Below are 15,109 nucleotides of genomic sequence, written 5' to 3' on the forward strand. Positions count from 1 at the left end.
CTGACTACTTTTTCTTTGAAGCATCTTCTCAAATCCCCTTGACAACTGCCATCCAAGCTTAACTTGTTACGAATGATGTTGCCCCCTCTGGTATCAAATTGAAAACGGCTGTATCAATTGTCTTCGTTTGTGAATTATGTTTTTTTTATTGACCGCAGAGGGCGCAGAGGGCGCAGAGAAAGAGAATAGAAGAGATAGAGAGAATGGCTTTTCTCTTATTCTTCAGTCTGGCGATTCTTCTCTTCCCTTCTCTATTCCTAATCGCTTTCCAGAATACTAGCCAGCAAAGCTTGCTGAGCGTGCATCCGATTTTCTGCTTGATCCCAAACGCGCGATTGACTGCCCTCAATCACGTCATCCGTAATCTCTTCATCTCGGTGTGCGGGCAAACAGTGCAATACAATTGCATTCTTATCTGCTAACTTCAGCAATTGTTCATTTACCTGATATGGCTTAAACAAAGGAATCCTGATTTTTGCTTCCTCTTCCTGTCCCATACTCGCCCAAACATCAGTATAAATCACTTGAGCATTCTTCACCGCAGCTTCTGCGTCCGCCGTCACAGTAACTTCTGTTTTTCCATTAGCAATATTCTTAGCTTTTTCCACTATTTCAGCATTTGGCTGGAAATCTTGAGGGCAAGCAATTCTTACATTCATTCCCGTCATTGCACAGCCCAACATCAGCGAATTTGCCATATTATTGCCATCGCCCAAATAAGTCAGGGTCAATCCTTCTAGCTTGCCAAAACACTCTTTTACTGTCATTAAATCCGCCAGCACTTGACATGGGTGTTCGTCATCTGTCAGCGCATTAATCACAGGAATTTTAGCATAATTGGCAAAAGTTGCTAAGTCCTTTTGCTCGAAAGTCCGAATCGCCAAGATGTCTAAATACCTGTCTAAAACCCTGGCTGTATCTACCAAAGGTTCACCGCGGCTGACTTGTGTAACGTTGGGATTGAGGTCAATCACTTGCCCTCCCAATTTATACATTGCCACCGTAAAACTTACCCGCGTTCGCGTTGAAGCTTTAGAAAATAACAAGCCGAGAACTTTATTGCGTTTCAGCTTGACCATTCCCGATTTTAAACTGGCTGCTAGATCCAGCAAATAATTTAATTCATCTATGCTTAAATCTGCCAGACTTAATAAATCTCGCCCTTTTAACGAATCCATGCTTTCCCCCACACACAAATTTTTAACTGTGTCTTAAATCTTAGCCCGCAGAGGTGAATTTTGTTTCTGTAATCCCTAATTGACATCTGCGGGTAAGGTTTATGCGGGCAATTGCTCGATCGCGCGATCGATCGAATCGCAACCTTGTTCAACCGTTTCTACCACAGCCAACACGCCCCGCAATTCCCCAGCGCCGGGGAAACCCTTAGCATACCAGGTTAAGTGCTTGCGCGCTTGGCAGACACCGCTTTCACCTTTATATTCCCACAAAGCCCGCAAATGTTCCTTAGCACATTCGAGGCGTTCAATTGGTGTCGGAGCTATCTTTTCCACACCAGTTTTCAAGAAATAATCAACTTCTCCCACCAAAAAAGGATAGCCCAAAGTTCCCCGCGAACACATCACTCCATCGGCGCCGGTTTCTTCCAGACATCGCATCGCTGCTTCCACTGAAAAAATATCCCCGTTAGCAATAACAGGTATCGATAAAACTTCTTTAACTCGGCGAATCCACTCCCATTTTGCCGGGCCGGTGTAACCTTGCGATCGAGTGCGGCCGTGCACGGTAATCATTTTTGCTCCCGCATCTTCCATCCGCTTCGCAAATTCCAAAATATTAATTTCTTTGTCAGTCCAACCAATCCTAGTTTTCACCGTGACAGGAACATCTACCGCTTCCACCACAGCCCGCACAATTGCCTCGGCCGTTTCCGGATCTCGCAGTAGGGAAGAACCGCCGCCGTTTTTAGTGATTTTGTTAACCGGACAGCCCATATTAATATCAACAGTATCCGCTCCTTCTGCCACTGCTTTCTGGGCCGCTTCTGCCAAGAAATCCGGCCGGCAGTCAAACAATTGAATGCTAATCGGACGCTCGTTTGGGTCAACTTCCATAATTCTCGGCAGTTGCTTCACGTAGTGTAAACCCGTAGCGTTCACCATTTCCGTGTACATCATCGAATCCGGCGCGTAGCGGCGCACCAGGCGGCGAAATACCAAATCGGTAACGCCGGATAAGGGCGATTGCAGGACGCGACTTTTAACTTCAAAATCGCCGATTTTGAGCGGAGTTGCTAACCTTTCTTTTAATTCGGGAGATAGAGCAAGCATAGTGGATCGCACTTTAATTCTAATATCTGTATATTATACTACACTTCCGATAGTTGACAGTTGTTAACTATATTTTTAGCCGATTATTGAGTGGCAGCTAAAAGTATATTTAACCTCACGGCAATGCCTATTTTACACATCCCGATCGCCGGAATTTGAATATTGTGAAACCAGAACTCAAACGCCAACGCCGACCACAGTTAAATCTCTGTGCCTCTTCGCTCTATCTATGGGGTGTGGCCATTAATGGGGGATCTACCTACTAAGAGTGTTGCCCAAGTCATATTTTTATTGTTTAATTCTGCCGAATGCTCTGCTTGCCTTCAGAACCGGCTGCCTTCAGACGACTAATGATTAAATTTATTGGGATTGTGCAAAAGCCGTACATCAGATCGTTTTAAACTACAATTGGTGGATTCCTGACGACGCCGATCGAACATTAAAAAAATTGTAGAGAATTCCTATGGACGCCGCAGCACTCTGGCAACGCTATCAAGACTGGCTTTACTATCACGAGGGATTGGGACTTTACCTCGATATCAGCCGCATGGGATTCGATGACGCTTTCGCAGCAGCACTGAAGCCCAAATTTGACAAAGCTTTCAAAGACATGGCAGCTTTGGAAGCAGGTGCGATCGCCAATCCCGACGAAAACCGCATGGTGGGCCACTACTGGCTGCGAAACCCCGATTTAGCTCCCACTCCAGAATTAAAACAAGAAATAGTCGAAGGCTTATCACAAGTCGAAGCATTTGTCAAGAAGGTTCAAAACCGCGATATTAAACCGCCCTTTGCTCCGCAATTTACCGACATAATTTCGATCGGCATCGGCGGTTCCGCCCTCGGCCCCCAATTTGTCGCCGAAGCTTTATCCCCAGACATTCCGCCCCTAGCAATACATTTTATCGACAACACAGATCCGGCTGGGATCGATCGCATCCTTAACAAAATCAAAGACAAACTCGCCAGCACCCTAGTAATTACTATCTCCAAATCCGGCGGCACCCCCGAACCCCGCAACGGTATGATCGAAGTTCAAAAAGCCTTCGCCGCCGAAAAACTGGATTTTGCCAAACAAGCAATTGCCATCACCGGAGTTGACAGCCAACTAGACAAATTAGCCAAATCCGAAGGTTGGATTACCACTTTTCCAATGGCAGATTGGGTGGGAGGACGCACTTCCGAATTGTCAGCAGTCGGACTTTTGCCAGCCGCTTTGCAAGGCATCGACATTCGGGCGATGCTCGACGGCGCTAAAGTCATGGACGAAGCTACCAGAACCACCGAAATCAAACATAATCCCGCCGCCTTGTTAGCAATGTCCTGGTATTTTGCTTGCAACGGACGTGGCGAAAAAGATATGGTAGTTTTGCCCTATAAAGATTCACTGCTATTGTTCAGCCGCTACTTGCAGCAATTAGTCATGGAATCGATCGGCAAACAGGAAGATTTAGACGGCAACACAGTTCATCAAGGTATCGCAGTTTACGGCAACAAAGGCACCACCGATCAACACGCCTACGTCCAGCAACTGCGAGACGGCGTGCCGAATTTCTTCCTAACATTTATCGAAGTTTTGCAAGACAGACAAGGCATTTCCCCAGAAGTAGAAACCGGCGTCACTTCCGGAGATTATTTGTCGGGTTTATTGCAGGGAACTCGACAAGCTTTGTACGAAAATCACCGAGATTCCATTACTGTCACAATTCCCCAAGTCAACCCTCGGACAGTAGGAGCATTAATCGCCCTCTACGAAAGAGCCGTAGGTTTTTACGGTTCCTTGGTGAATGTCAATGCCTATCACCAGCCAGGGGTTGAAGCAGGCAAAAAAGCAGCCGCTGCTGTATTGGACTTGCAGCAACGGGTACTACAAGTGCTCAAAGACACCCAAAAACCTCTGTCTGTAGCAGAAATAGCAAAAAAAGCAGGAAGACCAGAGCAAATCGAGACAATTTACAAAACTCTGCGGCATTTGGCAGCCAACGGGCGCGGCGTAGCTTTGGAGGGCAAATTAGGACAACCGGCTACTTTAACTGCAAGTTATCAAGAGAATTAAACAGTAGAATTAAACATTAAAAGTGATTAATTTCACTTTTAATGTTTAATTTTTAATTCCCCCATGCCATTAACGATTCTGGTTGCTGACGACGATTTCGCGACTCGCTTGTCAATTACCGATTATCTAGAATTTACCGGATACTCTGTAATCGCTGCTGAGAACGGCAAAGAAGCTTTAGGCTTGGTAGATGAATTTCAGCCCCACTTGATTGTTACCGACATTACAATGCCCGAGATGGATGGCTACGAATTCGTGCGACGAGTTCGGACTCGTCCCGCTTTCCGCTTGCTGCCGGTGATTTTTTTGACGGAACGCACGAGCACGCAGGAACGGATTCGTGGCTATCAGATGGGGTGCGACAATTATCTGGCTAAGCCTTTTGAACTCCAGGAGTTGGGGGCGGTTATTCGCTCTTTGCTCGATCGCTACGCTCTAATCGCTCAGGCACCCTCTCGTTCCCCGGAACCAGAACCGACGCCAACAGAGGCACGCAGCAGAGCCAATGACAAGCCAGAAGAAGATTTTTTAACTCAAAAGTCAAACACAGGCGATTCCCTACGGGATGGCTCCGCTTCACGGGCATCTCCAAGCGAAAACGCCCCGACTTTGACCCAGCGAGAACGAGAAGTGCTAGATTTGCTGACAGAAGGTCTTTCTAATATTCAAATAGGCTCCCGACTTCACCTCAGCCCTCGAACTATCGAAAAGCACGTCAGCAGCTTATTCAGAAAAACTGACAGTAACAACCGAGCAGAACTCGTTCGCTTTGCGATGGAACATCATTTAGTCAGATAACTGCCAACGAAGAAAGTTACCTGCACTTACCACACTAAATAAATAACATCATGGTCAACAATTACTTAAAAAATCAGAAAATTCTATATGCTGCAGCATTAGCATCTTCCATAATTTTCTGTATGGCCATGACCTCTATGGGAATCACCAAGTATTACAGCGTTTTACAGGGTGGAGACAACTATAACGATTTCCCTACCAGCGGTTTCAGCCCCATCCGACTTATAATTAACGGTTCCTACTTGATAGCAACAGTTACATATATTATCTGGTTAATTCAAAAAAAGCACACAAATTTCAACTTTTTAGACATTTGCAAGTATGCAATCCCCTTCCTCGCACTTGCCCTCATAGCTTATCCCCAAAGCAGTGACATTTATTTGTACTTGCATTACGGAGCGATGACCTTACAAAAAATTAATCCTTATCTGAATAGTTCCGCTAGCTTCGTTTCTAACTTATCTCCCTTTCTCCACTGGGGGCAAACTTCTACCTACGGCCCCGTTTCTTTATTCTTTTTTGCCCTATCAGCCCTGGGTGGAGCAATTAGCCCTTTACTAGCAGTTTATATTTTTAAAATAATCTGCGTGTTGGTACACACGCTCAATGGCTACTTAATTTGGCGGTTGCTAATAAATTCTGAAAACCGTAACCTCATAACACTGGCATATTTAGTCAATCCCATGCTATTGAACGAGCAAATAGCTAATGCTCACCTTGACGTTCTTCTTGCCAATACATTGATCGTTTTAATAGGATGTATTTATTACCAACGTTATGTTTTGGCAATTTTGGCAATTTGGGTAGGTTTTTTAGTAAAAACCTTACCTATAATTTGGCTACCCTTAGTTTTTGCTTTCCTATGCAAGCAGCGTCGGTGGAAAGATTTAGCAGCATCAGTCTTGCTTTCTTTATTAATTATCACGGTGATAACTTATACATTTCTGCCAACAGTTTCAGCTTGGAGAAGTCTTTTAAATCCGGGAACCGCCGGGGCAACCGCTCGATCGTTTCACCATGGCATCAATCTATTTCTGAATTTTTTGCCCAATGTAAGTGTTGAAACTAGGAAAAGTATTCTATTATTAGTCAAATATTTTGCGTATTTAAGCTGGATTGTTTACTATACAGGGACGTTAATTAAATCATTATTCCGCAAAAAATATTCGGAAATTAATTTGGTATCAGATATTGGATGGACGACTCTCACTTTGTTTTTGTTTGCTACACCTTGGCTAATGCCTTGGTATCCATCTATTTTGCTGCCAATTGCGGCTTTGAGTATCAATTCTCCCCATTTTGTATTGACAAGTTTAACTTTTTCTTTGTCACCCAGTATCATCTTGGGAGGAGGAGCGGGAACAACTTTTATCTCCCTAGTTACGAGTTTTGTTAGCGTTGTCCCCCCTACAGCATGGCTAATATTCGGGCGGAAAAAGGCACTTTTTTAATTTAAATTGATTGCTGACCGCCAACTGTTACTTTTTCTTGACTGACAACGTACTCCAACAAACCCTCGCAAGCATCGTGCAGCAAATCAATTACTCGATCGAATCCCTCCGGGCCACCGTAGTAAGGATCTGGCACTTCTTTAAGGTCGTATTTCTGGCAAAAATCGCACATCAGCCGCACTTTATCTTTATACTTTCCAGCCGCATCCAGGGCAAGAATATTGCGATAATTATCCCGATCCATCGCCAGAATCAAATCAAAATTTTCAAAATCTTTCCTGGTAAATTGGCGGGCTTCGCCTAACAATTCAATGTCTCGCTTCCTGGCCGCCAATGCCATCCGCCTGTCAGGGGGGCTGCCAATGTGATAGCTAGCAGTTCCGGCAGAATCGCAGGTGATACGATCGCTCAAACCAGCTTGTTCAATTAAGTGATTCATTATATTTTCTGCTGAGGGCGATCGGCAGATATTTCCGAGGCAGACAAATAATAATTTAGTCATTAGTCATTAGTTATTAGTTATTAGTTATTAGTTATTAGTTATTAGTCAGTCAACACTGCTAATTTGTAGGGTGCGTCGCTTTCAGAGTCAATCTGCAAGTTCTATCGAACATGGAGCAGCGACGCACCTTAGTATAGGGGTTTTCCAGAAAGTTTAATCAGTCAACAGTCAACAGTCAACAGTCAACAGTTAACAGTCAACAGTCAACAGTCAACAATTGACTGATGACTAATGACTAACCGAAACCGGGGAGATTTAGTCCACCCGTGAGTTCTTCCATTTTCTCCCGCATCGTCATCGTAGACTTAGCGTAAGCATCCTGCATCGCCACCGTGACGAGTTCAGAAACCACATCAGCACCTTCACCGAGGGCATCCGGTGAGATTTCCACGCGGCGGGGTTCTTGGTTGCCACTGAGAAAAACCTTGACCAAGCCGCCGCCGGCTGTTCCCTCAATTTCCATTACATCCAACTCTTCTTGGAGCTTTTTAGCTCCTTCTTGAACCTGCTGAGCTTTTTTGAAAGCTTCAGTCAGTTCTTTCATTTTTCCCAGGCCGAAGCCAAATCCTTGTCCTGATTTTGTCATAACTACTTTTTGATGGTGTGTGGGTTGGCAGTCTGCCGTTTCCGTATTACTTCAATGATGCCTTAGAAGGGAAACTCTCCCAGTATTCTAACTTCTGGCTCCAACAACAGCGACCACCGCTGCTCGACTTGCTGTTGAACGTGGCGGATCACTTGAAAAATATCATTGGCCGTTGCCGACCCGCAGTTAAGAATAAAATTAGCATGGCGCTGAGCCACTTGTGCGCCGCCGATCTGATATCCCTTCAGTCCCGCTTGTTCGATGAACCAACCTGCCGTCTTGGGGCCAGGGTTACGGAAGACTGAGCCACAGCTCGGTAAGTGGTAAGGTTGAGTTGTCCGCCGCTGGCTGAAATGGTCATTAGTTTCTGCCATTACTTGCGATCGATCGAATCCCGGCTGTAACTGGAAAGTCGCTTCTGTTACTAGCCGATCGCCCCCTTGCAGCACCGAAGTCCGGTAGCGGTACTCCAACTCTTGGGGAGTCAGAATTTCCACCTTACCGCCAGGGGATAGGACGCGGGCATTGACTAGAATATCAGCAGTACACCCTCTGTGAGCGCCTGCATTCATGACCACAGCCCCTCCCACCGTACCCGGTATGCCGACTGCCCATTCTAGACCTTTCCAGCCCCGTTTAGCCGCCAACCAAGCGAGGCGGGGAATTGACTCTCCCGCCCCCGCTGTAACTTGACCTGTTTCTGGATTAAAATTCACCTGTTTCAGGTAGCGAGTGCCGACGACCAAACCGGACAAACCCCGATCGCTCACCAACAAATTAGAACCTGCACCCAGCAGAGTCACCGGCACCCCCTCATCGTGTGCCCAGGCAAAACTCGCTTGCAAAGCCTCCATACTGCGGGGAGCAACGTACCACTCGGCCGGGCCACCGACTCGGAAGGAAGTCAGGCCCGCCAGCGAAACTTGGGAATTAATCTTGCAATCAGTTCCCCGCAAAGAAATAGGAGAATACACTCGCCGATTGTCTTTAACAGAGGAGTCATTCGAGATAGTCACCATCTTGAAAATCCTTAAAAATACCTTCGCTCGAAGACGTGGTTGAAAATTCGTTTAGCTAACTTATGTGGCCGCTTTGAGCGAGCCGTCCGACAGAAGTTTCGGCACAACGTGCCACGCCATAATGTCGATCAACTCTACTCAGTTCGCGAGCTAATCGGGGCGATCGGCTTGTTGATAAAAAGCCATAACCTCTGGAATAATCTGATTCAGATTACCAGCGCCCAAAAACAGAGCCAAATCCCCCGGTTGCAGATTTTTGGTTAAAAACTTAGTGACTGACTCTAGGGAAGGCGCAAACTCAACATCTCGGCCTTCTTTAGCAATCAAATCAGCAACTTGCTGCCCGCTAATTTCTCCTAAATTTGGTTCCCCAGCACTATAAATATCGCAAGCCACAACCAAATCAGCATCCCCAAAAGATTGAGCAAATTCTGGCAAAAATGTAAGAGTCCGGCTGTAACGGTGGGGTTGAAAAATTGCAACCACTCTTCGGGATTTGGGATTTTTTTCGCTACCTTCGATCCGCAAGCGAGCCGCCGCCAATGTGACACGAATTTCGCTAGGATGGTGGGCGTAGTCGTCCACAAACAGGATCTCATTGTGAAAGCCCCGCACCTCAAAACGGCGGCGAGCTCCTTCAAAGCCAGCAATCGCTTTGGCAATGGCCGAAAACTCTAACCCCAACAATCGGCCCACTGCTACCGCAGCTAGTGCATTGCTGAGATTGTGTGTGCCCAGCAACTTCAACTCCATTTCCCCTAGGAAAGTTCCTCGCTCCCAAATCCGGGCCTTGGTGCTTTCTGCTCCGTACTCCACGCCCGAAGCCGTGTAGTCAGCACCGCTGTCTGGCTGCAAGCTATAACTGACATGAGGCTGAAGGCAGTCTTTGACGATTTGGTCGTCAATGCAGCCCACCAAGGTTTGACAGTTTTGGGCAAACACCTTAAATGTGTCTATTACCTGGTCAAGGGTATCGTAATGGTCTGGATGATCCAGTTCCACATTCGTCACTATGCCAATTTTGGCTACCAGCTTAACGAGAGAACCGTCGGATTCATCAGCCTCGGCCACTAAGTAGGGCCCTTCCCCCAAACGGGCATTGCCTTCCCAAGCATTTACCTCGCCTCCTACTACGATCGTCGGGTCTAGACCCGCCGCCATCAGCATGAAGCCGATTAAGCTGCTAGTAGTAGTTTTGCCATGAGTCCCGGCTACGGCTATGCTTTGGTAATCTTGAATTAACGCTGCCAACACATCCGATCGATGAAAAATCGGACAGCCCAAATCTAAAGCAGCTCGATATTCGGCATTTGCTGGGTGAATAGCCGTCGAACATACTACTTGAGGCAATCCCGGAATTGCTTGGGCGCTTGAACCGTTGCCGTTCAATTGGAGAGCTTTGGCTGTCGCGACAGAAGTCCCTACCGTACCCGCGACTATCGAGGATACTGCCCTTTCCTGTTGCCCGCAGTCGGGACTGCTACCGTTGAGGGCCGTTTGAAATAATTCAAAATTGCTGGCGTCTTGACTCCAAAAAATATGAGCTCCCATTCCTTGCAAGCGCTCGGTTATGTGACTCGATTTAATGTCGGAGCCGTACACAGGCAACTTGCGTTTAGCTAGAATGTAGGCAAGGGCTGACATCCCAATCCCACCAATGCCGATGAAATGAAATGGTCTACCGCTAAAATCAACAGAACTCGGCATCTTTGCTCCTCACACACCACACCACGCCAATAACACGCGATATCATATCAAGAATTGTTTTTTCAGGATACAGTTCGCTAGAGATTTTGTACAAAATTCTCTGCGCGTCCCTAGATTTGCGGGACTTGTAGAGATGTTTGTCTTGTATCCTATATGACTTAGTACCGAGTAGTTTTCCGGAACAGTCACAGCTCGAAAATTGCAGGTAACAGAAAACGGGGTCTGGGGTCGGGGTCAATAGACTAATTTTGGGTGATTGCATACTCCTGCATTCTTTCTATTTCGATCCGCCTGCTGTGCTGGGATACGGCAGCAAAAGCCCCACAACCTTTCTACCAAGATTGAGGGTAAAACCCATAAGGATTTACAAACACTACCACGAACAACAAAATTTCGCTCATTTTGTAGTCATTTATCTAGTTGTACGGTCATTTTTTCTTGAAAGTCAGAGATTGACACGATCGCAACTCAACTATAGATAATATGTATTCTCACTTATTTGTATATATACCAAGTTATGCAGTTAGTCGAATCAGTCGAAAAGCGATAGAGCTTACGGTTAAAAGTGTATAAACATAAAAGTGGCGCGATGTCTGTATTAATCCTGATTTTGGGGAAATATGGGGAAAATAGCGATTTTGGGGGGGACTTTTGATCCGGTTCACTGGGGTCACGTGTTGGTGGCCGAGACGGCGGCGAGTCAATTTAATCTCGATCGAGTCATTTGGGTACCCGATCGCTCTCCTCCTCACAAAGAGCGCCCGGATTTGGCAAGTTTTGAGCAGCGCCGGGAAATGCTCGCTCTGGCGATCGGCGATCGCCCCGACTTCCTACTTTCGCCGCCGTCGGCCAATCCCAGAGGCAGTTGTTTTGCGATCGACACCCTGCTGTATTTGCAAAAATTGTATCCCGGCGATCATCGCTGGTACTGGATTATTGGTAGTGACGCACTCCTTACTCTCCCCAAATGGTACCGGTGCGGCGAAATTGCCGGGTTGTGCGACTGGTTGGTGGCCCCGCGTCCGACTCAGGGAGATCGAGTGACAGCAGAAAGCGGGGAGATTGGGGAACTGTCAGAGTGGGGAGATTGTCCGGGTGGAAAACCCATCGATTCCGGGGGAGACTGGATGCAGGTTCAGGCAAATGCTGTGGGCCGACGAGTTGCCGAACAAATGGCTCTTATGGACGTGGAAATTCGCTGGGAGGTGCTGTCCATGGCTGCGATCGAGATTTCGTCGAGCCACATCCGCCGCTGCTGCGCCGAAAGGATCAACCTCCGCTACTTAGTCCCGGAAGTTGTACAAACTTATATTGCTGCCCATCAGCTTTACCAGTAACCAGCGGCAGAAAGCCTAATGCCTTCTGCCTTGCAATTTCAGCCTTCTAGAAAAGTTCAAGCTTTTTTGATCGACACAAAAAGTTAGAAAGGATCGACCTTTGCGATATGATCTTGTCTCATAAGTCAATTCTTAAATTTTTCCAAAATTTAAGCCTGAGCTAAGGGCTGCCATCGTTAGGAGGTACAAGGTGATTAGAGTCGCGATCAATGGTTTTGGACGTATTGGGCGCAGTTTTGCGCGCTGCTGGCTGGGCAGAGAAAACAGCCAGCTAGAGTTGGTAGCTATTAATGACACTTCCGATCCCAGAAGTAATGCTCACTTGCTCAGATACGATTCCATGATGGGAACGTTGAAGAATGTGGACATCAGTGCGGATGAAAATTCCATTACTCTCAACGGCAAGACAGTTAAATGCGTGAGCGATCGCAACCCGCTAAACTTGCCTTGGAAAGATTGGGGTATTGATCTGATTATTGAATCGACCGGTGTCTTCGTTGACCAAGCTGGTGCATCGAAGCATATCACTGCCGGCGCTAAAAAAGTGCTAATTACCGCTCCCGGCAAGGGTTCTGAAGTTGGCACTTATGTGATGGGAGTCAACCACCACAACTACAAGCACAGTGACTACACAGTCATCAGCAATGCTAGCTGTACTACCAACTGTCTGGCTCCTGTACTGAAAGTGCTTCACGAAAATTTTGGCATCGTCAAAGGCATGATGACCACTACTCACAGCTATACTGGCGACCAGCGCTTGCTGGATGCCAGCCACCGCGACTTGCGACGGGCCCGGGCGGCAGCAATGAATATTGTGCCGACTTCTACCGGAGCAGCCCAAGCTGTGGCTTTGGTGATTCCAGAATTGAAGGGCAAGTTAAATGGTATTGCCATGCGCGTGCCGACTCCCAATGTGTCCGTAGTCGATTTTGTGGCTCAGGTAGAGAAAAAGACTTTTACCGAGCAAGTAAATCAAGTGTTCCAAGAAGCTGCCTCTGGCTCCATGAAAGGGATTTTGGAGTACAACGATTTGCCTTTAGTTTCATGCGACTATCGCGGAAGTGATGCTTCTTCGATTCTGGATTCCAGCTTAACGCTGGTGATGGATGGCGACATGGTAAAGGTTTTGGCTTGGTACGACAATGAGTGGGGCTACAGTCAGCGGGTGGTTGACTTGGCTGAATTGGTCGCCGAACGTTGGGAAGCCTAGTAGCCGAAGGCAGAAGGCTTTAGTTATTCGGCCGAAGGTAAAAAATCCTGATATTTTGTACTTTTGAGTCGATTTCTAGCTGACTGGTTATTTCTGTTTTCGAGCGGTAGAAGACTTTTGGCAGTCGATAGTTGGCGAGTACAAAATGAAATATCGTAGGGACAAGGCACTGCCGTGTCCCTACCCGATATCTGTATGCTGCTACTCCCAGCTATCGATCGAACTTTTGGCAATAATACTTCGATCGGGCTTTCGGGCCTGGATGATAAATTTGTTGTGTGTTCGTAGTAAGCGCTTAAACTGGCTCGGGTAAGGTATCGGAAAATCCAAAATATTAAAAATAATAAAAATTCCGACTTCTAAAAGTTAAACAACTGGAAAAAGAGCCACAGCTACGGTGTAGTTTTTGAAGCAAAATGTGGTATGAGAAAAGCGCTAATTTGTGGTATATCAGGTCAAGACGGAACTTATTTAGCTAAACTTTTGCTCGATCGAGGTTATGAAGTTTGCGGCACCTCCAGGGACGCCCAAATATCTAGTTTCGGGAACCTGGCCCGTTTGGGCATTCGAGACAGAGTAAAACTAGAATCCATGTCTCTCAACGATTTTCGCAGCGTCTTGCAAGTGCTTGCCAAAATAGAGCCAGATGAGGTGTACAATCTAGCAGGTCAAAGTTCCGTCGGTCTGTCTTTTGAACAGCCCGTAGAAACCCTCGAAAGCATTGCCACAGGCACATTGAATCTGTTAGAAGCAATTCGGTTTACAGGTGGCAAAATTAAACTTTACAACGCCAGTTCTAGCGAATGTTTTGGGGATACTGGAGGCAGTGCAGCCGATGAAAATACCCCTTTTCGCCCCAGAAGTCCTTACGCGGTGGCGAAAGCAACGGCATTTTGGGAAGTAGCGAATTATCGGGAAGCGTACAATTTGTTTGCGTGTTCTGGTATTCTATTCAATCACGAGTCGCCGCTGCGGCCGGAGAGGTTCGTCACCCAAAAAATTGTATCTGTTGTGTGCCGAATTGCTGCGGGCAGTTCGGAAAAACTGCATTTGGGTAATATTTCCGTGCAGCGGGACTGGGGTTGGGCGCCGGAATATGTGGAGGCGATGTATTTGATGTTGCAGCAGGATGAACCGGACGATTATGTAATTGCCACGGGTGTAAGTTATCCTTTGGAGGAGTTTGTGCAGACAGCTTTTGTTGCTGCGGGTTTGGATTGGCAGGAACATTTAGTAACCGATGCGAGTCTCTACAGACCGACGGAGATTGCAGTTGGGAGGGGAAATCCGGGTAAGGCAAAAGAAAAATTGGGATGGGAGGCGGAGTACAAGATGCAGGATGTGGTGCGGATGATGGTGGAGGCGAGGATGATTTGAGGGGAAATTATCAGGTGAAAATATGGAGGCACAATATACGACAGCTAAGGAGTGGTATAAGGCCAATCGCCGTGAGTTGAAAAAATATCGGGGTCAGTGGATAGCTTATACTAACTAAGGTGTGATTAGTTGCGATCGCGAGTATGACAAAATAAATGAGGGGGTCGCTCCAAGCTGATTAAGGTTAACGAGGGTGAAAAACTCCCAAATTAATTTTAGGAATCCCATCTTGAAAATTAAGGAAATTGGGTATGGGCAAAGTTAGGAGTTTTTAATTTTTGTTATTGTTTTTCAATTGGCTCCCAGTCATCATTAGGTGATCATACAGACAATTATAATTTTTACCACAGGCATATTTTATGAGTTATCCAATAGTTGAAATAGAAAAACTGGGGCTACCTCAACCACAAGGAATAATCCATGTGGGTGCTAATAATGGCTGCGAGTTTGATAGTTACAAACGAGTTAATCCAGAAATTGTTTTGTATATTGAACCTATACCGAGGATATATGAAGAGTTAAAAAATAGAATTAGTAATACAGTTAATCATTTTGCTTTACAATATTTATGCTCTGACATAGATAATGAGGATGTTGTTTTCAATGTAGCCAGTAATAATGGCTTATCTTCTAGTTTTTTGCCACTAGGTCGCCACGAGGAAATCTATCCCGATATTCAGTATGTAGATTCATTCACAGTTCAAACTAGTACAGCTCGGCGTAAATACACAGACTATTAAACAGCCAAGACTTTACCCTTGTATGTCCACTTAAAAGG

General features: G+C 46.3%; 13 protein-coding genes. 7 read left to right on the forward strand and 6 right to left on the reverse strand.

Annotated elements, in window-relative coordinates:
• Nucleotides 1–257 precede the first annotated feature (257 nt).
• Both argF and dusB read right to left on the reverse strand, forming a co-directional pair.
• Complete coding sequence (gene argF / locus QUA90_RS28510; protein WP_333448578.1) at nt 258–1,178, reverse strand: ornithine carbamoyltransferase; 921 nt, start codon at nt 1,176–1,178, stop codon at nt 258–260.
• 99 nt (nt 1,179–1,277) lie between these two features.
• Nucleotides 1,278–2,288, reverse strand: a complete 1,011-nt coding sequence (dusB, locus tag QUA90_RS28515; RefSeq protein WP_242724764.1) for a tRNA dihydrouridine synthase DusB — start codon at nt 2,286–2,288, stop codon at nt 1,278–1,280.
• A gap of 463 nt (nt 2,289–2,751) precedes the next feature.
• Here dusB and QUA90_RS28520 point away from each other — a divergent pair, with 463 nt between their 5' ends.
• From QUA90_RS28520 to QUA90_RS28530, 3 genes are all read left to right on the forward strand, one after another.
• The gene (locus QUA90_RS28520) at nt 2,752–4,344 is read left to right on the forward strand and encodes a glucose-6-phosphate isomerase (protein WP_333448579.1); all 1,593 of its coding nucleotides are present in this window, start codon (nt 2,752–2,754) and stop codon (nt 4,342–4,344) included.
• Nucleotides 4,345–4,407: 63 nt separating this feature from the next.
• The gene (locus tag QUA90_RS28525; protein ID WP_333321574.1) at nt 4,408–5,142 is read left to right on the forward strand and encodes a response regulator transcription factor; all 735 of its coding nucleotides are present in this window, start codon (nt 4,408–4,410) and stop codon (nt 5,140–5,142) included.
• Nucleotides 5,143–5,192: 50 nt separating this feature from the next.
• Nucleotides 5,193–6,593, forward strand: a complete 1,401-nt coding sequence (locus tag QUA90_RS28530; RefSeq protein ID WP_333321572.1) for a hypothetical protein — start codon at nt 5,193–5,195, stop codon at nt 6,591–6,593.
• Between the two features lies 1 nt (nt 6,594).
• Here QUA90_RS28530 and QUA90_RS28535 read toward each other — a convergent pair whose 3' ends face one another.
• The 4 genes from QUA90_RS28535 to murC form a co-directional block, all read right to left on the reverse strand.
• Nucleotides 6,595–7,095: a low molecular weight protein-tyrosine-phosphatase gene (locus QUA90_RS28535; RefSeq protein WP_333448580.1), complete on the reverse strand. Its 501-nt coding sequence runs from the start codon at nt 7,093–7,095 to the stop codon at nt 6,595–6,597.
• Nucleotides 7,096–7,330: 235 nt separating this feature from the next.
• Nucleotides 7,331–7,681: a YbaB/EbfC family nucleoid-associated protein gene (locus tag QUA90_RS28540; RefSeq protein WP_006634273.1), complete on the reverse strand. Its 351-nt coding sequence runs from the start codon at nt 7,679–7,681 to the stop codon at nt 7,331–7,333.
• 62 nt (nt 7,682–7,743) lie between these two features.
• Nucleotides 7,744–8,700 (reverse strand): UDP-N-acetylmuramate dehydrogenase, encoded by a 957-nt coding sequence (murB, locus tag QUA90_RS28545; RefSeq protein ID WP_333057143.1) that lies wholly within the window; start codon nt 8,698–8,700, stop codon nt 7,744–7,746.
• A gap of 150 nt (nt 8,701–8,850) precedes the next feature.
• A complete protein-coding gene (gene murC / locus QUA90_RS28550) occupies nt 8,851–10,407 on the reverse strand; it encodes a UDP-N-acetylmuramate--L-alanine ligase (RefSeq protein ID WP_333389263.1) in 1,557 nt (518 codons plus the stop codon).
• Between the two features lie 620 nt (nt 10,408–11,027).
• Here murC and nadD point away from each other — a divergent pair.
• The 4 genes from nadD (at nt 11,028) to QUA90_RS28570 (ending at nt 15,071) form a co-directional block, all read left to right on the forward strand.
• The gene (gene nadD / locus QUA90_RS28555; protein WP_333448581.1) at nt 11,028–11,744 is read left to right on the forward strand and encodes a nicotinate (nicotinamide) nucleotide adenylyltransferase; all 717 of its coding nucleotides are present in this window, start codon (nt 11,028–11,030) and stop codon (nt 11,742–11,744) included.
• Nucleotides 11,745–11,934: 190 nt separating this feature from the next.
• Entirely contained in the window at nt 11,935–12,954 is a 1,020-nt protein-coding gene (locus QUA90_RS28560) for a type I glyceraldehyde-3-phosphate dehydrogenase (RefSeq protein WP_333045021.1), read from the forward strand.
• Between the two features lie 423 nt (nt 12,955–13,377).
• Complete coding sequence (locus tag QUA90_RS28565; RefSeq protein WP_333448582.1) at nt 13,378–14,331, forward strand: GDP-mannose 4,6-dehydratase; 954 nt, start codon at nt 13,378–13,380, stop codon at nt 14,329–14,331.
• 359 nt (nt 14,332–14,690) lie between these two features.
• Nucleotides 14,691–15,071: a hypothetical protein gene (locus QUA90_RS28570; protein ID WP_333448583.1), complete on the forward strand. Its 381-nt coding sequence runs from the start codon at nt 14,691–14,693 to the stop codon at nt 15,069–15,071.
• Nucleotides 15,072–15,109 lie beyond the last annotated feature (38 nt).

Origin of the sequence: Microcoleus sp. D3_18_C4 (assembly GCF_036702355.1) — a bacterium.
In the GTDB taxonomy this organism is placed as follows: Bacteria; Cyanobacteriota; Cyanobacteriia; order Cyanobacteriales; family Microcoleaceae; genus Microcoleus.

Bases quoted from the DNA above. Each gene is read 5' to 3' on its own strand.
- argF (WP_333448578.1), bottom strand. From the start codon at position 1,178: ATGGATTCGTTAAAAGGGCGAGATTTATTAAGTCTGGCAGATTTAAGC.
- dusB (WP_242724764.1), bottom strand. From the start codon at position 2,288: ATGCTTGCTCTATCTCCCGAATTAAAAGAAAGGTTAGCAACTCCGCTC.
- QUA90_RS28520 (WP_333448579.1), top strand. From the start codon at position 2,752: ATGGACGCCGCAGCACTCTGGCAACGCTATCAAGACTGGCTTTACTAT.
- QUA90_RS28525 (WP_333321574.1), top strand. From the start codon at position 4,408: ATGCCATTAACGATTCTGGTTGCTGACGACGATTTCGCGACTCGCTTG.
- QUA90_RS28530 (WP_333321572.1), top strand. From the start codon at position 5,193: ATGGTCAACAATTACTTAAAAAATCAGAAAATTCTATATGCTGCAGCA.
- QUA90_RS28535 (WP_333448580.1), bottom strand. From the start codon at position 7,095: ATGACTAAATTATTATTTGTCTGCCTCGGAAATATCTGCCGATCGCCC.
- QUA90_RS28540 (WP_006634273.1), bottom strand. From the start codon at position 7,681: ATGACAAAATCAGGACAAGGATTTGGCTTCGGCCTGGGAAAAATGAAA.
- murB (WP_333057143.1), bottom strand. From the start codon at position 8,700: ATGGTGACTATCTCGAATGACTCCTCTGTTAAAGACAATCGGCGAGTG.
- murC (WP_333389263.1), bottom strand. From the start codon at position 10,407: ATGCCGAGTTCTGTTGATTTTAGCGGTAGACCATTTCATTTCATCGGC.
- nadD (WP_333448581.1), top strand. From the start codon at position 11,028: ATGGGGAAAATAGCGATTTTGGGGGGGACTTTTGATCCGGTTCACTGG.
- QUA90_RS28565 (WP_333448582.1), top strand. From the start codon at position 13,378: ATGAGAAAAGCGCTAATTTGTGGTATATCAGGTCAAGACGGAACTTAT.
- QUA90_RS28570 (WP_333448583.1), top strand. From the start codon at position 14,691: ATGAGTTATCCAATAGTTGAAATAGAAAAACTGGGGCTACCTCAACCA.